Annotated in this window: 20 protein-coding genes and 2 pseudogenes; 16 read left to right on the forward strand and 6 right to left on the reverse strand. The window is 45.6% G+C overall.

Features of this window, described 5'->3' with window-relative positions:
* The first annotated feature begins 11 nt into the window (after positions 1 to 11).
* The 3 genes from SBI19_RS17035 (at position 12) to SBI19_RS17045 (ending at position 2,523) form a co-directional block, all read left to right on the forward strand.
* Entirely contained in the window at positions 12 to 1,325 is a 1,314-nt protein-coding gene (locus SBI19_RS17035; protein ID WP_317970295.1) for an ABC transporter substrate-binding protein, read from the forward strand.
* 192 nt (positions 1,326 to 1,517) lie between these two features.
* Complete coding sequence (locus SBI19_RS17040; RefSeq protein ID WP_317970297.1) at positions 1,518 to 2,015, forward strand: RNA polymerase sigma factor; 498 nt, start codon at positions 1,518 to 1,520, stop codon at positions 2,013 to 2,015.
* On the forward strand, positions 1,996 to 2,523 hold the full coding sequence (locus SBI19_RS17045) for a hypothetical protein (RefSeq protein ID WP_317970299.1): 528 nt from the start codon (positions 1,996 to 1,998) through the stop codon (positions 2,521 to 2,523). Before SBI19_RS17040 ends, SBI19_RS17045 begins: the two co-directional genes overlap by 20 nt.
* A gap of 82 nt (positions 2,524 to 2,605) precedes the next feature.
* Here SBI19_RS17045 and SBI19_RS17050 read toward each other — a convergent pair whose 3' ends face one another.
* Complete coding sequence (locus SBI19_RS17050; protein WP_317970301.1) at positions 2,606 to 2,989, reverse strand: hypothetical protein; 384 nt, start codon at positions 2,987 to 2,989, stop codon at positions 2,606 to 2,608.
* A gap of 405 nt (positions 2,990 to 3,394) precedes the next feature.
* Here SBI19_RS17050 and SBI19_RS17055 point away from each other — a divergent pair, with 405 nt between their 5' ends.
* The 4 genes from SBI19_RS17055 to SBI19_RS17070 all read left to right on the forward strand — a co-directional run bounded on the left by SBI19_RS17055 (position 3,395) and on the right by SBI19_RS17070 (position 6,490).
* Positions 3,395 to 4,372 carry a DUF5667 domain-containing protein gene (locus SBI19_RS17055; protein ID WP_317970303.1) on the forward strand — a complete coding sequence of 326 codons (978 nt, stop codon included), beginning with the start codon at positions 3,395 to 3,397 and terminating at the stop codon, positions 4,370 to 4,372.
* Positions 4,373 to 4,829: 457 nt separating this feature from the next.
* Positions 4,830 to 5,411: a hypothetical protein gene (locus tag SBI19_RS17060; RefSeq protein WP_317970305.1), complete on the forward strand. Its 582-nt coding sequence runs from the start codon at positions 4,830 to 4,832 to the stop codon at positions 5,409 to 5,411.
* A gap of 189 nt (positions 5,412 to 5,600) precedes the next feature.
* A complete protein-coding gene (locus SBI19_RS17065) occupies positions 5,601 to 5,990 on the forward strand; it encodes a hypothetical protein (protein ID WP_317970307.1) in 390 nt (129 codons plus the stop codon).
* A gap of 77 nt (positions 5,991 to 6,067) precedes the next feature.
* Entirely contained in the window at positions 6,068 to 6,490 is a 423-nt protein-coding gene (locus SBI19_RS17070) for a ribosomal maturation YjgA family protein (RefSeq protein ID WP_317970309.1), read from the forward strand.
* A 74-nt stretch (positions 6,491 to 6,564) separates the two neighbouring features.
* Here the strand turns inward: SBI19_RS17070 and SBI19_RS17075 are convergent, their stop codons facing one another.
* A complete protein-coding gene (locus SBI19_RS17075; protein ID WP_317970311.1) occupies positions 6,565 to 7,491 on the reverse strand; it encodes a VOC family protein in 927 nt (308 codons plus the stop codon).
* A 380-nt stretch (positions 7,492 to 7,871) separates the two neighbouring features.
* Between SBI19_RS17075 and SBI19_RS17080 the strand changes: the two genes are divergently transcribed.
* The 6 genes and pseudogenes from SBI19_RS17080 (at position 7,872) to SBI19_RS17105 (ending at position 11,562) form a co-directional block, all read left to right on the forward strand.
* Positions 7,872 to 9,428: a stalk domain-containing protein gene (locus tag SBI19_RS17080; protein WP_317970313.1), complete on the forward strand. Its 1,557-nt coding sequence runs from the start codon at positions 7,872 to 7,874 to the stop codon at positions 9,426 to 9,428.
* A gap of 260 nt (positions 9,429 to 9,688) precedes the next feature.
* On the forward strand, positions 9,689 to 9,895 hold the full coding sequence (locus SBI19_RS17085; protein WP_317970315.1) for a hypothetical protein: 207 nt from the start codon (positions 9,689 to 9,691) through the stop codon (positions 9,893 to 9,895).
* A gap of 144 nt (positions 9,896 to 10,039) precedes the next feature.
* Positions 10,040 to 10,351: pseudogene (locus SBI19_RS17090) on the forward strand (ArsR/SmtB family transcription factor); the annotation flags it as partial.
* Positions 10,352 to 10,403: 52 nt separating this feature from the next.
* Positions 10,404 to 10,637, forward strand: a complete 234-nt coding sequence (locus SBI19_RS17095; RefSeq protein ID WP_317970317.1) for an aquaporin — start codon at positions 10,404 to 10,406, stop codon at positions 10,635 to 10,637.
* Positions 10,638 to 10,666: 29 nt separating this feature from the next.
* Positions 10,667 to 11,089 (forward strand): arsenate reductase (thioredoxin), encoded by a 423-nt coding sequence (arsC, locus tag SBI19_RS17100; protein WP_317970319.1) that lies wholly within the window; start codon positions 10,667 to 10,669, stop codon positions 11,087 to 11,089.
* Positions 11,090 to 11,091: 2 nt separating this feature from the next.
* Positions 11,092 to 11,562, forward strand: a complete 471-nt coding sequence (locus tag SBI19_RS17105; protein WP_317970321.1) for an ArsI/CadI family heavy metal resistance metalloenzyme — start codon at positions 11,092 to 11,094, stop codon at positions 11,560 to 11,562.
* Positions 11,563 to 11,958: 396 nt separating this feature from the next.
* Here the strand turns inward: SBI19_RS17105 and SBI19_RS17110 are convergent, their stop codons facing one another.
* Together SBI19_RS17110 and SBI19_RS17115 are read right to left on the reverse strand one after the other, a co-directional pair.
* The gene (locus tag SBI19_RS17110; protein WP_317970323.1) at positions 11,959 to 12,483 is read right to left on the reverse strand and encodes an SMI1/KNR4 family protein; all 525 of its coding nucleotides are present in this window, start codon (positions 12,481 to 12,483) and stop codon (positions 11,959 to 11,961) included.
* A 32-nt stretch (positions 12,484 to 12,515) separates the two neighbouring features.
* A complete protein-coding gene (locus SBI19_RS17115; RefSeq protein ID WP_317970325.1) occupies positions 12,516 to 13,661 on the reverse strand; it encodes an HNH endonuclease signature motif containing protein in 1,146 nt (381 codons plus the stop codon).
* Positions 13,662 to 13,981: 320 nt separating this feature from the next.
* Here SBI19_RS17115 and SBI19_RS17120 point away from each other — a divergent pair, with 320 nt between their 5' ends.
* On the forward strand, positions 13,982 to 14,467 hold the full coding sequence (locus SBI19_RS17120) for a hypothetical protein (RefSeq protein ID WP_317970327.1): 486 nt from the start codon (positions 13,982 to 13,984) through the stop codon (positions 14,465 to 14,467).
* A 211-nt stretch (positions 14,468 to 14,678) separates the two neighbouring features.
* Positions 14,679 to 15,026 (forward strand): hypothetical protein, encoded by a 348-nt coding sequence (locus SBI19_RS17125; protein ID WP_317970329.1) that lies wholly within the window; start codon positions 14,679 to 14,681, stop codon positions 15,024 to 15,026.
* A gap of 645 nt (positions 15,027 to 15,671) precedes the next feature.
* On the opposite strand, the gene SBI19_RS17130 is transcribed toward SBI19_RS17125, so the two are convergent.
* Positions 15,672 to 16,268, reverse strand: a complete 597-nt coding sequence (locus SBI19_RS17130) for a transposase (RefSeq protein WP_317970331.1) — start codon at positions 16,266 to 16,268, stop codon at positions 15,672 to 15,674.
* A 459-nt stretch (positions 16,269 to 16,727) separates the two neighbouring features.
* On the opposite strand from SBI19_RS17130, the gene SBI19_RS17135 reads away from it, so the two are divergent.
* On the forward strand, positions 16,728 to 17,180 hold the full coding sequence (locus tag SBI19_RS17135) for a hypothetical protein (protein WP_317970333.1): 453 nt from the start codon (positions 16,728 to 16,730) through the stop codon (positions 17,178 to 17,180).
* A gap of 316 nt (positions 17,181 to 17,496) precedes the next feature.
* Here the strand turns inward: SBI19_RS17135 and SBI19_RS17140 are convergent.
* A pseudogene (locus tag SBI19_RS17140) lies at positions 17,497 to 18,303 on the reverse strand (IS110 family transposase); the annotation flags it as partial.
* Between the last annotated feature and the right edge of the window lie 184 nt (positions 18,304 to 18,487).

Raw genomic sequence — 18,487 nt, forward strand, 5'->3', positions numbered from 1 at the left:
GGTGCTCCGCCATGCTGAAGCCCGCGGCGGCATTATGCCTTATTATGGTCTGCTGTCTGCTTCTCGCATCCTGCGGAGGCAGCAGCTCTTATATGTCGGACAAGCAGAACACGATCTCGGATCCGGAGCGGACGATTCATTTTGTGTCATCGGATCTGGAGGAGCAGCAGCCGAGGATAATAAGCGAGCAGGCGCGTGCGTATGAGAAGCAGCATCCGACGGTGAGGTATGAGTTCGAGAACGTGAATACATCGGATCTTGTGCAAAAGATACAGCTATTAGCCGCTAGCAACGATCTGCCGGAGATCTTCTCCTACGAATCGGGCAGGCCTCTTGAGCAACTGGCCGATAACGGCCTTGTTCTCGACATTGAGAGGCTGTTCGATGAGATCGGACTTCAGCATGAACTGAATCCGGCTGCCGTCAAGCTTCTCAAGTCGATGGTGCGCGGCAAGGGGATGTACGCGCTGCCGCTTGAGATCAATATCGAAGGCTTCTGGTACAACAAGGACTTGTTTGCTCGATACGGATTGCCGGAGCCGGAGACATGGGACGATCTGATGCATGCTGCCGAAGTGTTCCAGAGCAATGGCATTCAGCCGTTTGCGCTGTCAGGCGCACAGAAGTGGCCGATTACCCGTCTCATTAACGGCTATGTCATTCGCAAATACGGCTACGATGTGATGCAGAGGGTCGATCGCAAGGAGATCAAGGTAACCGATCCGGGTTTTGTTGAAGCTGCTGCGATCGTGCAGCGGATGGCGCTGCAAGGCTACTTCGGGAAGAATGTGAACCGAATCGAGATGGATGAAGCGTCAGAATTGTTCCTGCAAGGGAAAGCGGCCATGTTCTACACCGGCAGCTGGAGCGTTCGGGACTTCAACAACCCGGACAAGAACCATATCGGCACCGATGCGATTGGTTTGTTCAACATACCGCTCGTTCCAGAAGGGAAGGGAACCCGAGACGATTGGCTGATGAACGCAGGTCTGACGACTTCTCTATCGGCTGCTGCATACGACGATACGATGAAGGAATGGCTGAAGGCGGTATTCACCGGCTACGGCGACAAAGCGATGGCCGAGAACGGCGTCATCACAGGCTTTAACGTGCAGCATATGCCTTCCGACATACCGATGCTGACGCAGATGGCGCAATCGACGATCGACAGCGTCAAGAACGGCGCTTTATGGTTTGAAGCGTTATTCGATTCGGAGACGCAGACCGTCGCATGGAATAATGCGCAGCTGCTCATCTCCAGCAGCGAGTATACGCCTAAGATGTATATGGAGGACCTGCAGGCAGCGCTGGATAAACAGCAATAACAAATGGGCAAAATCCCGCTCATGAATCCCGTCTCGATAATGAGGCGGGATTTTTTGCTATCTGAAGGCTGCATCCCTTTGCACGCTGCGGCTCGTCTAGAGCTATGAAGATATTATTTTCTCAAAAAAATATCGCTCTCGTGAAAAATAACCGTGTGCTCAGTTGTATTGAAAGTGAAAGGAGGTGCTGAGGTGTACAATTCATTCGAGCTCAATGAATCTGTGCGACGGGCCTTGGATCTTTATTCGCAAAGCTTAATACGGATTGCCTTCACGTACTTGAAGAACACGGCGGACGCGGAAGAAGTGGCGCAGGATGTATTCGTCGCTTATTTGCAGAAGCACCCCGTATTCGATAATGACGAACACGAGAAAGCTTGGCTCATCCGAGCGACCATTAATAAAAGCAAAAATAGGCTGAAGGCCGGGTGGTTCCGCAGCCGCAACCCGGTTCCCGAAGACCTGAGCTACCTCCCCAAGGAAGAGAGCGACGTTCTGCAGGCGGTGTTGGCTTTGGACAAGAAATATCGGCTCCCGATTCATTTACACTATTACGAGGGCTATTCCATCCAGGAAATCGCGACGATTCTTGACGCCAAACCGGCCACGGTGGGGACTTGGATGGCGAGAGGGCGGGCGATTCTCAAGGAGAAGATTGGAGGCATGGAGGATGAAGAAGTCTGTTTATAAGTCCGCAATGTCCCATTTGAAGACGAGTGAGCATTTTCAAGAAGCAACCTATAACAAATTAATCAATCATAAGGGGACGATGACTATGGAATTGGCGAAGAAGAGAAAAGTAATGGGCTGGACGGTTGGCATTGCGGCGTGCGCGGTGCTAGCGGTGGGCCTGATCACACTCAATCAGGACTCCCCGGCGTCGACGCCTTCGTCTCAACCTGCGGCTAACGTAACGACGAAGCCGCCGACCATGGGCAAGGTGGCGGTCAACATTGACGGCGTCATCTCAGAAGTAAGCGAGGACGGCAAGAGCTTCAAAGTCGGCGATCTGTGGGTGACCGTGACGCCGGAGACGAAGATGGGCATCGACGGCCCAACGGCCGCTGAACCTTCCGAAGAGCTGCTGCAGAAGGAATTCAAAGTAGGGAACATCGTGTCCGGCTTCACGACCGATGACATCAGCACGGGCAAGGTCAACGCGACGAACATTTACAACAACATGGCTCCGCAGCAGTAGAAATTCATCATAATATAATGGAATGAGAATGTGAGAGGAAGGAGGCTGGACGCCTCCTTCTGTTCAATTGCGTGCCAATGAATTAAGTGATCGGATAATTGGCCGATTTGCCGGCGTAGATCATGCTGAAGTTAGCTGCAATCTCGATGACAGTCCATCCTGAAGGCAGCGTATTGGATGTATACACATATAGTCCTTGACTCGGATTAGAGGACGTTAATGTGAGATAGACCGTTTGATATACATAAGAACCTGGCGATCCGCTCATCAAAGTTGCTTTGACGGCAGTCGGTGCCTCGGATGAAGGCTGGTGGGTTTCGTCGTATGCATATATGCTGACTGTCAGCATCTTGTCGTTGAGAGAATCGTATAAATTAACATCGACCGTAGCAGCGAACACGGAGGCAGGAAGCACCAATAAAAGAGTCAAACACATTGCAAATAGAAATCCTAATTTCTTCTTCATCATAAATCCTCCTCTTGTAAATTGTCTAAACAATTGGACATCGTACCTACCGACAATAATCCTTTTCATGGTTATCTCTTAGCATGCACCACCATCCTTGTCATTGATGAATACGCTTACAATTTTAGACTATACAGACTCTGCTCCAAAAGATGCATTTATTTACATAACAACCATTTGATTTCTAATTCCGAAATGACGAAAAAAGCTGTAAATAGGATCGATTGTTGCCTAAACGACCTGTTCAAGAGTAAAACCAATCAATCTCCAATCGATTATAGAAACTCGTTTCATTAAAATCGTGTTAAGCTTTTCTAATGAGGTCTACCCACTGAAAATGATAGATCTCCTCGAATCCTTGTAAATGCTTACAACTACTACTATACAAGCAGAGGAGATCTAATGATGAAACCAACTACAAAGCTGAACAAGATGATGTTAAACGGCGTGCTGTCCTGTGTATTGGCGATGGGCATTGGAGCAACGACGGCTTACGCAGACGGGAACGATACTTCCGACATTCCGTCTGCAACTACGGATCCCGTCGCAGTACAGAATGTTACGGACGATGGGCCAACGCTCACATGGACGGCGGATGCGCCTAAGGGTCTAATCAGGGCTTTTATTTCTCTAGCGGAGAAAATCCAAATTGTCCTCACGGTAGACAGTGCGGAGAGAGCAAAACTGCTGGATTCGCTCACTCAAGATAAGATCGAGGAAGCGAACGACCAGCTGGAAGCAGGCAAAACCGATCTTGCAGCAAACACGCTGAACAACGCCATCACGAACCAATCGCTGGCCATCCTGCTCACGGCGATAGTTACTCCTCCCAAGGATGACGAGGCAGATAAATCAGACTCTGAGGACAAGGACGAAGCGAAGAGGAAGGCAGCCATTACCGAACATATTCGCCATAACATCGAAGCCTTGACGCATGCCATGGGCAATGTGACCAATCCCACTGCAAAAGCGAAATTGGAACGGAATATTAACAATAGACTGGACAAATTGTCTCAGAAGCTTGATGCGTTGGAAGCATCGAACGATCAGCAGACTCAAGTTCAAGTGACGGAGACCACGAGTGCTGCAACCGTGAAATCCGAGGACAATCTAGCTCAAACCAAAATCGATGCGGTAACGGATAAAGACGATGAAGGCAATGAAGAGGCGGACGACGCAAACGCTGAGCAAAAAGAGGCTCTCAAGGAGCAAAAGGAAATCTTGAAAGCGGAGCGTAAGAAGCAGATGGAAATCTTAAAAGCGGAGCACATGCAGAACAAGATGCAGGAGAAGGCGGATAAGAAGGAAGCTCATGCGAATTCGAAGGCGAATCAGAATCAATTGAAACAAGACAAGCAAGGTGGCAATAATCGCGACAAATAAATGGAGTGAATAGAGCGCGATAGCTCACTGCTAGAGGTTGCCGATTAACACGGCAGCCTCTTTTGCTGCAGGCAGATAATGTATCTTACGGTGATGTAAGGGATCGTTGTATCGAGAAAAAAGGGCGCATTATCGTTCCAGGCGTCATGAGAAAGCCAATCAACGCAGCGCATTTGAATTACGGACGGCTAGGTTGGCTTCTGCTGCATTTCGTCCTAATCACAACTGTGTTTCTCGGAGGCTTCTACCTCGGTCGAGTCACGCTGATCAAATAAAGCTGGAACGGGCTGCCGAGGGAGGCGGCCTGTTTGCGTTAGCTGGCGTTGTCCTGCAACATAACGACATGTGCAACGTCTAACTATTACATACCAATTTCAAGGAGAACTGTTAAGATGGAACAGAACGATTGATCGTGGTTAACCATTAGTCCAATCATGGATGGGGGAGAGCAGCAAACGTGAGGAAACTCTATTTATTAATAACGGTTATGGTTGTTGTGTTATTATCTGCGTGTCAGTCATCCGAACAAATAAAGCCCATAAAAGAAGAGACCACTGATTTCGACATGAACACGGCAATCGAGATGATTGAGAAGAAAGAGAAAATGATTATTGATGCAGCGTCGAGAGAAAAGGTGACTAACCAGGAGTATCAGGAATTAGAGAAATCTTTTGCCGCAGAGTTCGGAAATCATGCCAGAGATATTCTAGATCTATTATTTATTCACAATATGGATGCCGCTCCCGAGTCAGATAGGTATGTACAACAGAACATGTTATACCCAACGGTCTTTCATAAAGGAATAACGATAACCAGTGCAGTCGTTTATAAGAGCTACTATGAGAATGAATTCTTTAATCAAACGAGATTAATCATCAGAGAACAATATGACGGCGATGATGCGAAGTTAAAGGGCTGGGCAAGAGAATACATTTTCACTCCAGGCACGGATGGGAAGTGGGAGTTGAATGGATTTTCCGGAACGATGAATTTCTTAGGAGAAGAATATAGTATGAATTATTTGGAGTTAAAGCTTTGAAAGGTAAATGAGGAACGTTGAACGTTCAGCGTATACAAGGAGCAGCTTGCCACTACGGAAGTTGCTCTCATTGTCATTAAGCTGACGGGCAGGATAGCGGCAAAAACATCCTCAAATTGCCAATGGGAGGTCATGCAACTTTATGAAAAGGGAGTCGTATAAAGGGTAACGAATAGGGGGGGAAGTCTAATGTATTTCCGCATGAATATGCTGCTTTTAGTTTTTGTGACTAGCATGATGGTTTTATTCGGATGTACGAATAATGATGACAATCTCTCAACAGGTGCGATTGTTAAAGAAGATCATACAGTCGATAAAGAAAATAAGATTGAAATTCTAGGATTAACAAACGGGATAAGAAAAGTAAATTCGTCTCAATTGAATCAAATAACTAAGAATATGACATACGAAGAGGTTATGGATACGTTAGGAAATACGAAGGACATTGGTTCTGGAATATGGATTTTCAGATATGAGTTTGAAAATGGCAAATTCTTTGACTTAAACACGGAACATGGACCTAAGGTACAAATAAGTGAAGAAGACTATCAAGACATTCAGAACATGTTAAGCAATTGATTGAACGAACGAGATACGTTAGTTGAGGAGCTTGCTTCGCGGCACCAATATATGTAAAAGGAGTCTTAAGGGAACTGATGAGAGCTAGAGGGTTGTATGTCCTGACGGTCTTGGTGGCCATCCTTCTAGGGATTGGATCGAGAGAATATGCCTCTGTACTTCCCCATTTTATTGCAGAACATTTCGGCGATGCCCTATGGGCGGCCATGATCTATTTGGGCTTGCGTGCAGTCCTATTTCGGATGTCCATTCCGCAAACCTTCATACTTAGCCTTGGATTCTGTTTTGCCATCGAGTGCAGCCAGTTGTACCAAGCAGCTTGGATAAACGACTTCCGGAGTACGCTGCTCGGTGGACTCATTCTCGGGCGAGGCTTTCTCTACATCGATTTGGTCCGGTATAGTGCAGGAGCCATAAGCGCTTATGCGTTGGATCGTCTTATCTTAATCCCTATTTCAGTTAGAGCATTCTATGAACTAACAGGGCACGATGCTCAATAAAGCAACAGCCTGCTGGAGTAATCCAACAGGCTGTTATTAATTAATTAGATTCTAAAAGGACGAGTTACTTCGTATTAGGCTTCGTCGTTCCTTCTCATGCCTCCAAGAACAATGCTGTACCCATCCGGGTCCGTAATGCGTGCATCGAGAAAGACCCATCCATCATTATGGCTTTCATACGGTTCCATTCCGATCGTACCGCCTTTGGCTCGTACCTCTTCAACGATAAGCGAAACATCCTCCCAAGGAACATGAACGAAAGTATCCCACGGGTAATCAGGGCCTTCCCATAAACCTTCGACACCTATGACTTTAGCGGACAACGCGTTCGGATGTACATCCAGTGGAGATACAGCTTGCTGTAAAATCACTTCCATTACCGGATACGGCACGTTTGAATCTCCCCGTCTTGCGTACCCGGAGTCGTTCACTTCGTCGCATCCCAGCACGTTCTTATACCAGTCTAGCGACTTCTTCAAATCGGAAACAAGGCGTACTTGAATCGTCTTCATAAACTTATTTTCTGGCTGATGCTGAGTCGGTTCGTCTGTCTGTGAGCGATTAGCGATCAGAACAATGTTGTACCCGTCGTAATCGGCAATATGCGCTTTCTTGTAGAGCCGATCTTCGTGCGCGTATTCATAAGGCTCTACCGTAATTTTGCCGCCTCTGCTGCGCACTTCTTCGACGATGTATGCGAGGTTGTCCCATGCGACCTCAACCAAGGAATCACAGCCATACTCCGAGCTTGCCGCTTCTGCTGGTTCATCCGTGAGCTTCTGTGCGACTGCGTTCGGGCGAATATGGTCCGGTGAAGCGGCTGCGCTGACAATGAGCCCCATGCCCCCTCCGTCTCCACGAGTTGCATGACCGTAACCGCTGATGTCGTGACATAGCAGCACATCGCGATACCATTCCTGAGACTTTCTTATATCAGATACTAGACGTACAGGGAACGTTAATCCAAATTCGCCTCTTCTGATCGGTTCGTTGGAAGTCAAAATGACAGCTCCTCTGCTACAAATATTGGTGATGCCATATTCACCTTATAGGCGTACGTCAAATATATCATACAAAAATAATCCAGAACATTCCTCTATTTCTATAAATGCCTTAAATAGATTCGAGAGAACAAGGGATTTCTTTACGATGGAGACGATGAGTCCGACTGCGCTAAATCGTCCATTCCGCCCACTTTCCACACTATAGCGGCGACGCCGGATGGAAGATCCACAAAAATGTTCATTGGTTAACTTCAGACAACTGATTTTCGCCTACTTTGTGGTGTAACCAAGGGGTGAAACATTCTAGCGGCCTCGGCCGTCTAGCAGAATGATAAGCTTCACGACTTATAGATCTGCCTGACGGAGGGGACGATGAGATGAAATTGAAACGGATAAATAGGTTGGGCCTAGCAGCGCTGCTTGCCGTCGGCGTTCCCACCGGGACGGCTGGAACTGCGCGGGCGGCTGAGACTGTAATGTCAACGACTGCCAATGTGTCGGCCGCCGCCCCAAACGATACCAAGGACGTGCCGGTGTCTCCTGCGAAGCCGGCAGCTATTCAAGCGTCGGCGATCCAGCAGGTTCAGATGCAGCAGGCAGACATGTTGTATGTACCGCTGTTTGGCTCGCGCGACGCCGACAAGGACGCAATTGCGAAGACAGCGGCGATTGTAAATAGGCTGTTCGGGACAGCACAGCCGTCGACGGATCAAATGATCGGCGAGGAAGCCTTTTTCGCCACCAATGTCCATGTCGAGCTCGCCAACGGCACCGAAATCCACTTGCGTTTCAAGGATACGCAGCACGCCATCATTTATGTCGGCGAGGATGAATATATCGGCCAAGATGCTGCGGCTATCAAAGAGTTTTACGACTTGCTGGCGGTATCACCGAGTTCGGATGTCAGCACGCGCAAGCCAACCATTGGGCAGACAATTCGTATTACGGGCAATGACGCAAGTAATAATGAGGGAATGGTTCGAATCTTCGTCGAGACCTCTGGTTCTTCCGGTGGATATAGGACAGCGAAAGGTGTGGATTATCCGTCCAAAAGAGCTCTGCTTATCTATAGCGCGCCTTACTCGGAAGCACGGTACGACTTTCAATTCACGATGCCAGCCTACGGTGAAGCCATCGATGGCACCTTCAAGCCGATTACACCAGGCAACTATGAATTCTACATTGATCTCGGTTGGAGTAGATCCAGCCGCAGCGTTACGGCCGCTGCTCCATCAGCCCCTACGTTGGCGATCAACGGTGTGACCATGAACGATCCGGCGCTTGCGCCGATCGTCTCGAATGGCGTCATGCTGCTGCCAATGCGTGCGCTTGCGGAATCGTTCGGCTGGAGCGTGAGCTGGGACGCCGCGCATAAAGCAGCCTTCGTTTCAACGCAGCCTGACGCGCAGGGAATCAACCCGGGAAGCGGCGCAACGCTGTCGCTATGGGTGAATGGCAAGCAGCTTACCGGCGTGAACGCCAAGCCGGCGATCGTGAAAGGACGGATCTATTTACCGCTGCGCGCGACTGCGGAGGCGTTCGGTTTCCAGGTGACATGGACGCCAAGCGTGCGCAGCGCGCTGCTCGTCTTCAAGCCGCAGCTGCTCGATGTAGAAGCATACGCGGGAGAAGTGAAGAAGCTATCCGCCGCGAAGCTGCTGAACGGCTATGTAAACGCCATGAACAGTCGTGACGCAATTGCGCTCGGTCGGCTGTATGTGAAGAACGGTACACCGGCGCAGTCGTTCGAGATTATCGGCCAGCGGCTCATTACGGGCATTCGCTCCGTGACGTTCGAAGACCGTCCTGACGGCGCACTGCTGGCGTATGTGACGTTCAGCTACCTGTTCGATCCATACGGCAATAAGTCGGGCACTCAGGGAATCGTGTTTATGCAGGAGAATGGCGCGTGGAAGATCGCAGACGTCGACTGAACGGCCGCTTAACGATGAACGAACGGGGTACAATGCGTCAATAAAGGAACAGCCTGCGGGAGTAATCCCGCAGGCTGTTAATAATTGTTTGGATTTTAAAAAAGACGAGCTGCTTTTTATATTAGCCATGCGGGAAATGATGGTGAAAGCTCCGGAAGCACCATCCGCTCTAATCGGAGAAGAGAAAGAGAGCAAACCGCTGCAACGCTGCTCACTTTTTTATTGAATTAGTTTTCAATTCATTTAGGAGGGGATACATATTGAGGCTCTTTGAAGTTGCTTTGTATCTTCATAACGGATACAGAGATATCGTTCTTGTGGTGGCGGAAAATAAAGAATCCGCCGAAAGCATAATCGGAGAACGTTACGATAAATCCAGAGCGTACAACTACTATGAGGCAGAAGAAGTTATAAGCGTAGACGGCTATCAAATTTCGCTTACTAAACTAAATAGTGATGAATTTTGAGTAAGCTATGCGATCCGGCGTTCAACGGGCAGGATAGCATTAATCAACTTTATTTGATGAAGTCGTTGACTCTTGTGAAGAGTAATGGTAAATTCAGTTCAGACATTAAATCAAAAAAAATTGATTAATAAGGTGATGGCCTATATGAACGAAGTTTCGCTCAAAGAGTACGAATCCAAATTCAAAGCACTTGCCGATGAAAAACGACTTCAAATCATGTACGAACTCACTCAACGCGGAAATACCTGCGTTTGCGATCTCGCTAGTATTTTCGAAATGTCTCAATCCAAGCTGTCTTATCACCTTAAGATACTACTTGATGCTGGGTTCATTACAAAAGAGACGCGCGGCACATGGAGTTATTACGAGATCAATCAAGAACAGGTAAGCCATATTCTCTCCGAAGAGCTGTGTTGTATTTTTAAACCAGCCCGAACAAGCAATGGCGGTTGCTGTGGTACGACAGTTGAAAAAGAAACAAGTAGTAGTAGCTGCTGCGGCGGAACCAATGAAAAAGAAACTAATTGCTGAGTTCATTGGCACGTACTTTTTAGTTTTTGCCGGTCCTGGAGCAATGGTGATTGGTGAGGTCACAAAAAACATCACACATTTAGGTGTGGCGCTGACATTCGGGCTTGTCGTTACTGCTCTTATCTATACGTTTGGTCATATATCAGACGCTCATTGTGGTTGTACTAGTGGCTACTGTCCTTGGGGCAATTGCTGCTTCGCTATTATATAAAACACTGCATGAATAAGGGGCTGGATCAATTGGAGAAGAAGCTAGTTTATTTTCTTTGCACAGGTAATTCCTGCAGAAGCCAAATAGCAGACGGGTTTTTGAGAGAGCTTGGAAGTGAAAACTACGAAGTCAAAAGCGCCGGGCTTGAAGCTCATGGGCTAAATCCTCGGGCCGTTCAAGTGATGAGGGAAGCAGGCGTCGATATTTCAGAGCATACCTCGGATGTAATTGATCCTGAGATCCTAATGAAAGCAGATTATATTGTCACGCTTTGCGGTCACGCTAACGATCATTGTCCAGTGGTTCGTAACGATAACGCGCAAAGATGGCATTGGGGCTTCGAGGACCCGGCGAAAGCAACCGGCACTGAAGAAGAAATCATGGCAAAGTTCCGTGAAGTCCGGGAATCCATCAAAAATCGGATTGAAAAATTTGTGAAAGAAGGGGAATGAGTATGATTAAACGGATGCACGTAGCGGTAAATTGCAGTGATCTCCAGAAATCTCTCGACTTCTACAAGGCTTTCTTTGGGGCAGAACCGACGAAAGTAAAAGAAAATTATGCGAAATTTGAGCTGGATAATCCGGCGCTGCATTTTTCGCTAAATGTCCGTTCCTTTGAAAAGAACGGCGTCTTGAACCACTTGGGTTTTCAAGTTGATGATACTCAGGAGGTTCTGGCAATTGGGGACCGCCTTCGGGAGTCGGGGCTTTTGCTTATCGATGAAATGAACACGACCTGCTGTTACGCTGTGCAAGATAAGGTTTGGGTGCATGATCCGGACGGCAATGCATGGGAAATCTTTTTCACCAAAGAGGATTCGGAATTTGAAAGTGCCGGAGAACCACGTGATGCATCGCTCTGCTGCGTTCCTTCATCCGGTCCGGTAGCCATTGAATTTGGTTCCTTCAAAAAAGAAAATTGATGCTAGCTAACGGCGAACGTTAGCCGAATGATGACACGGAGGCAGCCGGCCGCAATGATCGGCTGCCTTCGTTGCGCTAACGGGCAGGGTACTTCCAATATGCGTTAGAATTAAGTTGTGTGAATAAGGTCAGTGCGAGTAGACCGTCCAACGCGTATAGAGGTGAATTTCTATGATATATCAAGATTTAATGGAACTAAAAGATGAAAGTTGTAAATTGGCGTGGCGCTAAACAACATGCAGAATATTTCAAGTGTGTTATAGGTTGTTGACGCGTCCTAGTGCCACTGGCTAGCTATAGCGCATGCTTCGGGAGACATAACAATAGTGAGCATCCGTAGGGGATGCTCACTATTGTTAGATTGTAAGGGGAGAAGGTGCTTTCGCGTCAGGTTTCTATTTCGTGTTCCAGAACCAAAAATGAGCACCTTGTGAAACTATGAGACGTTCAAACCATAATTCGAAATTTAACCCGATTGCAGTACCTTCGTGGTCAGACGGATCGTAGATGGTACGATCATATAAATAATTGTCCTTACCTTCTTTTAGGAGTAGGTCATTCACGTAGATAATAGTTTGATCGTACTTTGCAATCGGATACATATGCTCTGGAGCTGGAAAATCATTAAGATGATCGACGATTTGGTCTAGTCCAAATATGAGCCATGGGGGTTCCGCCCGATTACTTTGATCTTTAAATAATATGGCACCATCGTGAATCATCAGGAACTTACGAAAACCATGAGAAAGGTTAAAGCCCGTATCATTGCAAAATTCACTTAATAACTGTTCGGTTGCAGGGTTATAGAATAAAAAGGAACAAGTCATTGTATAGCCTAGTTCTCTTTGGATTTCAAAAATAGGATTTCTTCTAATACGATCTTTCAACGCAGATAGAGATAAGATTAAAGAATCCATCATTTAGTCCTCCAATGGTAGTAACTAGTATCGTGTTAGTAAGATTTCCACCAATTTGTAAACTGTAAATGCTTATCAGGGTATAACGGTATCAAATTACTGTAATCATTTGTTCCGCCATATTGCAACGGTAAAATGTGATGGATCTCACCTTTTGTTGTCACCCAATCAACATACCCGTAGGTCTTATCATACCACGTTTTGAAATTATCCCGGACACTATTATTAAATATAGTTCGCAAAGCATTATTCGTGGTTGATGATACTGCAGTAAAATCTGTTTTGTCAGGTGGCGTAGAATTCAAAAAACCGTTAATATCAACACCACGCCAATATGGATACTCTACACCGAGCTTATTAAGCAAGATATCCGTCTGGTCAAACTCTTCATAGTCCCAAGTATCAACTTCACCAGTAGGTTTAACCCAAATAGCATAGCCGAAATTATGTGTACTATAGTAATAGGTTTTGGAAATAGGTATTACTTTCGTTTTTGCGTTACCTACCCAAACTTGCCCATCTGTAAACTTAGCATTTAACATATCAAATTCTTGATATGTACCGTATCTAGTTGTGCTTCTGAAAATTTGTGTCGTCGATTCTACGGTCTTCGGGCGAGCACCAATAATTTGTGTTATTTTTTGCAAAATATAAGGGCTTTGATTACCTGTTATTTTCAAACCGGAGGTTAATTCCACATAACTATACGAGCTTCCGATTACTGTGGCACTATTGAAGACATTAGGAATACTAGAGGATTGGAAATAATAAGGATTGGCATTTTCCGTTGTAACACTCATTTTGTCAGGTGCATGACCTAGCGAGCTTAATCTATTTGATAACTCTTCATAGCTCATATATCGATTCGAACTATTCATGTTCGCATAAACAGTTTGTGCATCTGCATTATATGAAGCGATTTGCTCTCCGTCGCGATATACATAAGTGGTTTTTTGTAGTGTTGATGGTTCATTAGTTGGGCTAATACGAATTGATCTATTCGCAAGAGAGTATTGGTACGAACTCGAACTAGTATTATCTGCTGCCAATACTATCATGGATGAAGCGGAACTTAACAACAATGCAACGACAATTAATAAACTAAATACCCTGAATCTAAATGGCACTCTATTAACACCTCTTTGATTAGAATATATATGATAGCTGGCCAGCTGAATCATTGCTTAATTTCCTTTTTTTAATATATCATGTATATATTGTATTTTATAATAGGTACTTTCTATCATTCACTAACGACATTTGGCCTGATGTGGTGGTTTCCGGTATTAGGAATTGACGTGTAGGAACGATAGTAAGTAGTTTATAACCCTCTATAGTTTTTGAGGCATCACGACATTACCATAGAAGGCTGGTAGGTAGCATATCTTAGCTCCCTGTTCCATTGAAGTAACTGTCAGTTTGGTGTAATATTACAACCCATTCTCTTGTAACATTCCTCCATCTCCAAACGTCAGTAACTGTTGAAAAAGGGAGGGGTATTATGAAAAATATTATAATTGCACTGATAGCAATGTGCTGTATTCTAACAGGGTGCTCTTCTAATCAAACGGAAAAACAGCCAGTGATTGTGAAAGATAAAGAGAAGTCTGTAACGGAAAACGAAAATAATCTTACTTTGGATAAAGTGACAACTGCTTTAAAATCTGTGGGAATTGAAATGGTTTTAGAGGAGCAACAAAATGATTGGGTCTTGCATAACGTTAAGCCCAACAGGTTTTCTGTGGTTCGACCAAATGTAAAAGAAGTTTATAAAGAGTACATTTCAATTTACGTTTACAATTCAGAGGCAGCTCGAAAAAAAGGACTAACTGATTTCAAAAATCAAAAGGAAAAGTATAATATGCAAATACCAAACATTTTCGAATACAAAAATGTTCTTATTCTGTATTGGCATCATGAAACCGTAGACAATGCGAAGGATACGAAATTTAATAAACAAATTGAAATGGCAATTCAAAAGATTTAAATTAGGAGTTCTTCATTAAGCTATCGGAGAACTTTAGTTCAACGATCCAGGAGCAGCTTGCCACCGCGGCAGCTGCTCTTCTGTCGTTAAGCGATTGGGCAGAATAGTTGCAATCGGTTGCTGTTCTTACTGAAGTAACGGACAGAGTAGTTGAACAACTGAATCCATTAATTGTAAGATAAGTGTTATGGAAATAAAGGAGGGAGTTTAATTGAATAATTTCACAATAAAGTCCTTTGCTCCGTACTCACTAAACTACTTGATCTATATACAAAATGCGTTTATTTCTAGGAAGAATGAAGTGGCTAAATTTCCATCTCTTGATACTTCTCATTGGGGGCTTCTTGAGGAGAAGCATTTTTGTGAATCTTATAAAAATGTTTGGGCTGAGATGGTAAGGCGCATTTCGCACAACTCTTTGACAGATCATAATGGGGTTTTACTAACAGAACAAACTCTATTCCGAGAACTATTTAAAACAGGTGATCAAGGCGAAATAGGATTTGAGGAGATCGGAAATCGTTTTATGATTGGTTCTCAAGTCTTACAGGACAAATAACAATTGAAAGAGCAGCGGATCATATTATGTATTACGAGATCGATATCTATAATAATGTTTCAAGAGCAATTCACCACAATGATAAAACCAACCAGGAATTGCTTATAAGCTTAATTTACGATGAGTGCTTATTTGGTGTCAGTACAGATTATTCATGGCACTCCATTGTCTCACTTAAAGATATATATTTAGATAATAAAACCTTGGTCAAAATTATTACAGAACGTTGGAATAAAGAAGAAACTTAGTACTGGGACGCTTTATTGAACTCCCTCGGTAAAATGTAGTTTTCTCACGAATACTCGCTTTTTCGCAGGATTTCTCCAATAGATAAATAGTTATCCGGATAGAAGAGGGGATGTACCGTCAAAGTTCGGCAACCGAAGCGCATGCAGGAACAGAAGGGGCGAGTTTTCGCTCCTTTTTTCTGCTCTGTTGCACGCTACTCCACGTACCTCCGGAGGCTTTCACTCCCATTTCTCGACGGGTCGATGCCCTTTCATTTCTTCGTTACGCCAATCCGGTGGGTGGAGGCCGGTTATCCTAACGGTACGGGTCTGAGCCCTTTTGTTCAACGCAATCCGGTACTCCGTGCAGTCTTGAGATCCCGCGAATAAGCCAGTATTCGTGCTCATTGAGAAGTGGTTAAACAGCTTGTTTCATAGGAATAACTCGATCCGGTTCGTAGACTTCGCCGCTTCGTGCCATGGCAACCAGAAGGCGAGCCAGCTTGCCGCAAAGTTTCATCACAGAGCGCATCGGCTTCATGCTTTTCGTCTTCACATTCACTTCGTGCTGCCGTTTAAACGATACATCGTTCATGATGAGGGCCATGGTTGCCATGAACAGGGCATGCCGAAGCCTTGGTCGGCCACGTTTACTGATTGACATCTGGCCTTTCCATTTGCCCGAGCTCGCTTCGGCTAGGTTGAGGCCGGCATGTCGCAGCAATGCATTTCCATGCGCATAGCCGCTAAGGTCGCCAGCTTCGCCTAGAATGCCGGCGACAGACAAGGTGCTCATGCCCTTCATTGCCAGCAGGGGCTTAGCCAACGGAATCTGGGCCAGTGCGGCCACGACTTCGTCCTCAATTACCTGCAGTTGCTCCATGGCCAGATCATATTCGGCCAGCAGCTGTTGCAGATGAAGCTTGTAGGCTTTCTCGGCATGCTTGGCGCCCACTGAGCGCGCTGTAAGAGTTAGTAGTTCGCCAGCTCTACGTTCACCATTGTGCCGCTTCATGACCGTTTTCCAACCGTCGACTACCTGGCGAACGGTAAGTTTTTGAAGATCGGTAGGCCTTGGACAGAGACGCAGGGTTGCTAACGATCCAGAGCCAATGAGGTGCTTGTATACCTACCGAAGCTCAGGGAACACAATGTCGCCCCAGCGGTGAATCTGGTTCTTGACGCTGACAAGACGATGGACAATGGCGACCTCCTTAAGATGGCTAAAGGGCTATGACCCGTGACTAACCCATCGTACCGGATGCGCTCGTTTTTATGCAAAGCGCAAAATTAACGCTCTACAGGAATCCTAACGAGGAACTATAGTTTAAAACAAACAGAGAGCAGCCCGCCGCAGCGCTGCTCTCTGTTTCATTGAAGTAACGGGCAGAACACTTCCAATATGCGCTAAAATTAAGGTGTGGTGATGAACGCTAATGAGAGGTAGGGAAGCAGATTGGGGACCGACATTCATGTGTATATCGAGCGGAAAACAATCAGAAATGGCAATCCTCTGATAAAAGAATGGATTAGTGTAGATGAATGGATACATGACCCTTACTTTGAGATAAGCGAGGTTCGGAATAGATACTGGACATATAGAAATTATCTGCTATTTGCGATATTAGCCAATGTAAGAAACCATTATAATATACAACCAATATCACAGCCAAAAGGGTTGCCTGAAGACGTTAGCCATGAAGTGAAAAAACAAAGCGATGAGGAAAATGGAGACGCGCACACAAGAAGTTGGCTTACTTTAAAAGAGCTTCTCGAATATGATTGGCAACAAAAGTTTGAGGATAATAATAACGAAATCGTTCCGCTAGAAGCGATGGTTATCCCTTTCGTGAATGAATTTATACCGCGTTTGAGTGAAATTGACGTGTCTGAGAATGTCCGCATGGTTTTTTGGTTTGATAATTAGAGAAACTCGTTAAGCTATAGGGAGTCGTTAGCATTCAGCGACTTCAGTGACTACATGACGGCAATCAGCCAAAAGGACAGATTACCATGGGCGATGCAAAGTTCAAAGTGCTTTTACAATGCAACTTAAAAGTAAACCTTTATAAGCAGTTTGATCATGAATGTTATTATGCTGAGGTGCTCGAAGTTGACGAAAAGACTCTCTCGTTAATATTCACGGATTCATATCCCTTGAATTGTAAAGTATGCGGGCATGGTCCTGTATCAACTCGATTACTGAATGAAGATATAGACCTGAACCTCCTTTTTGAGAACTGAGCTAGGTCATATTCCTCGAGCAAGTGCCCAAGATGGAGCTTGTAAGCATGAAGTGCTTGAGAGGTACCTACACTGGATTTTGCAAGTGAAATGAGCAGTTCAGCACGTTTAACTCCGGCATGGCGCTTTACATATTGCTTCCAGCCGTCGAGGACCTGTTCCGTGCTTAACCGACGGATATCTTTTGGCAAAGGAAAGAGCCTGAGTGTTGCGATTGCACTGGTGCAAGTAAGGATTTTAAAGACCTGACGAAGCTCAGGAAAGACAATGTCTACCCAGCGATGAATCTGATTAACCGCAGCATTGAGGCGCTTGGTAACAGTCTCTCGGTTTGCCATAAGAATACGCAGTTCCTCATAAGCTTCGGGATGAAAACGAACAGGGGAGTAGTACCCGTTTTTGACCATATCTGCAATGACAAGGGCATCTTTATGGTCACTTTTAGACGGTGTATTATCTCGGTTTTCCTTGTTCTTCTTGACGAGATGAGGGTTAACCAAAACAGGTTCGATGCCTTGATCGAGGAGCCAACGTGCTAGGCTGAACCAGTAGTGCCCAGTGGGTTCCATGCCGATTATGACGCTGCTAAGTTTGTAGGATTTAAGTAGATCATGAATCCAACGTCCGAAGAGATTGAACCCTTCACGATGGTTACCAAACTCGAGAGGAGTTCCCAGAGCAATGCCTCGAAAACTGACAGCGCGGGCAACATGAACTTCTTGGGCGATATCTACGCCGATGACTAGGTGAGAAACGGTAATGTTTTCAATGAGTTGATTTTGCTTGTCCTGTGACTTAAACTTCATAGTAGAGCGACCTCCTGATGGGCTTTTTGAGGCTTTTGACCTCGTGTGCAACCCCATCTTACTGGAGGCGCTCGTTTTTGTTAAACGCCAAATTATTCGTATTACAGGAATCCTTACGGAAACGTTAGTCGAAACCATCAATAACAAAAGAGGCCGCCTCCATGGCGACCTCTTATTCGTGTTT

Origin of the sequence: Paenibacillus sp. CCS19, from assembly GCF_033239625.1 — a bacterium.
Lineage (GTDB): Bacteria > Bacillota > Bacilli > Paenibacillales > Paenibacillaceae > Paenibacillus_T.

Excerpts from the sequence above, each read along its gene's own strand:
- SBI19_RS17070 (WP_317970309.1), top strand. The coding sequence starts at position 6,068 with ATGAGAGCTAGAGGGTTGTATGTCCTGACGGTCTTGGTGGCCATCCTT.
- SBI19_RS17050 (WP_317970301.1), bottom strand. The coding sequence starts at position 2,989 with ATGAAGAAGAAATTAGGATTTCTATTTGCAATGTGTTTGACTCTTTTA.
- SBI19_RS17035 (WP_317970295.1), top strand. The coding sequence starts at position 12 with ATGCTGAAGCCCGCGGCGGCATTATGCCTTATTATGGTCTGCTGTCTG.
- SBI19_RS17120 (WP_317970327.1), top strand. The coding sequence starts at position 13,982 with ATGAAAAATATTATAATTGCACTGATAGCAATGTGCTGTATTCTAACA.
- SBI19_RS17065 (WP_317970307.1), top strand. The coding sequence starts at position 5,601 with ATGTATTTCCGCATGAATATGCTGCTTTTAGTTTTTGTGACTAGCATG.
- SBI19_RS17095 (WP_317970317.1), top strand. The coding sequence starts at position 10,404 with ATGAAAAAGAAACTAATTGCTGAGTTCATTGGCACGTACTTTTTAGTT.
- SBI19_RS17105 (WP_317970321.1), top strand. The coding sequence starts at position 11,092 with ATGATTAAACGGATGCACGTAGCGGTAAATTGCAGTGATCTCCAGAAA.
- SBI19_RS17130 (WP_317970331.1), bottom strand. The coding sequence starts at position 16,268 with ATGAAGCGGCACAATGGTGAACGTAGAGCTGGCGAACTACTAACTCTT.
- SBI19_RS17115 (WP_317970325.1), bottom strand. The coding sequence starts at position 13,661 with ATGATTCAGCTGGCCAGCTATCATATATATTCTAATCAAAGAGGTGTT.
- SBI19_RS17045 (WP_317970299.1), top strand. The coding sequence starts at position 1,996 with ATGAAGAAGTCTGTTTATAAGTCCGCAATGTCCCATTTGAAGACGAGT.
- SBI19_RS17080 (WP_317970313.1), top strand. The coding sequence starts at position 7,872 with ATGAAATTGAAACGGATAAATAGGTTGGGCCTAGCAGCGCTGCTTGCC.
- SBI19_RS17055 (WP_317970303.1), top strand. The coding sequence starts at position 3,395 with ATGAAACCAACTACAAAGCTGAACAAGATGATGTTAAACGGCGTGCTG.
- SBI19_RS17110 (WP_317970323.1), bottom strand. The coding sequence starts at position 12,483 with ATGATGGATTCTTTAATCTTATCTCTATCTGCGTTGAAAGATCGTATT.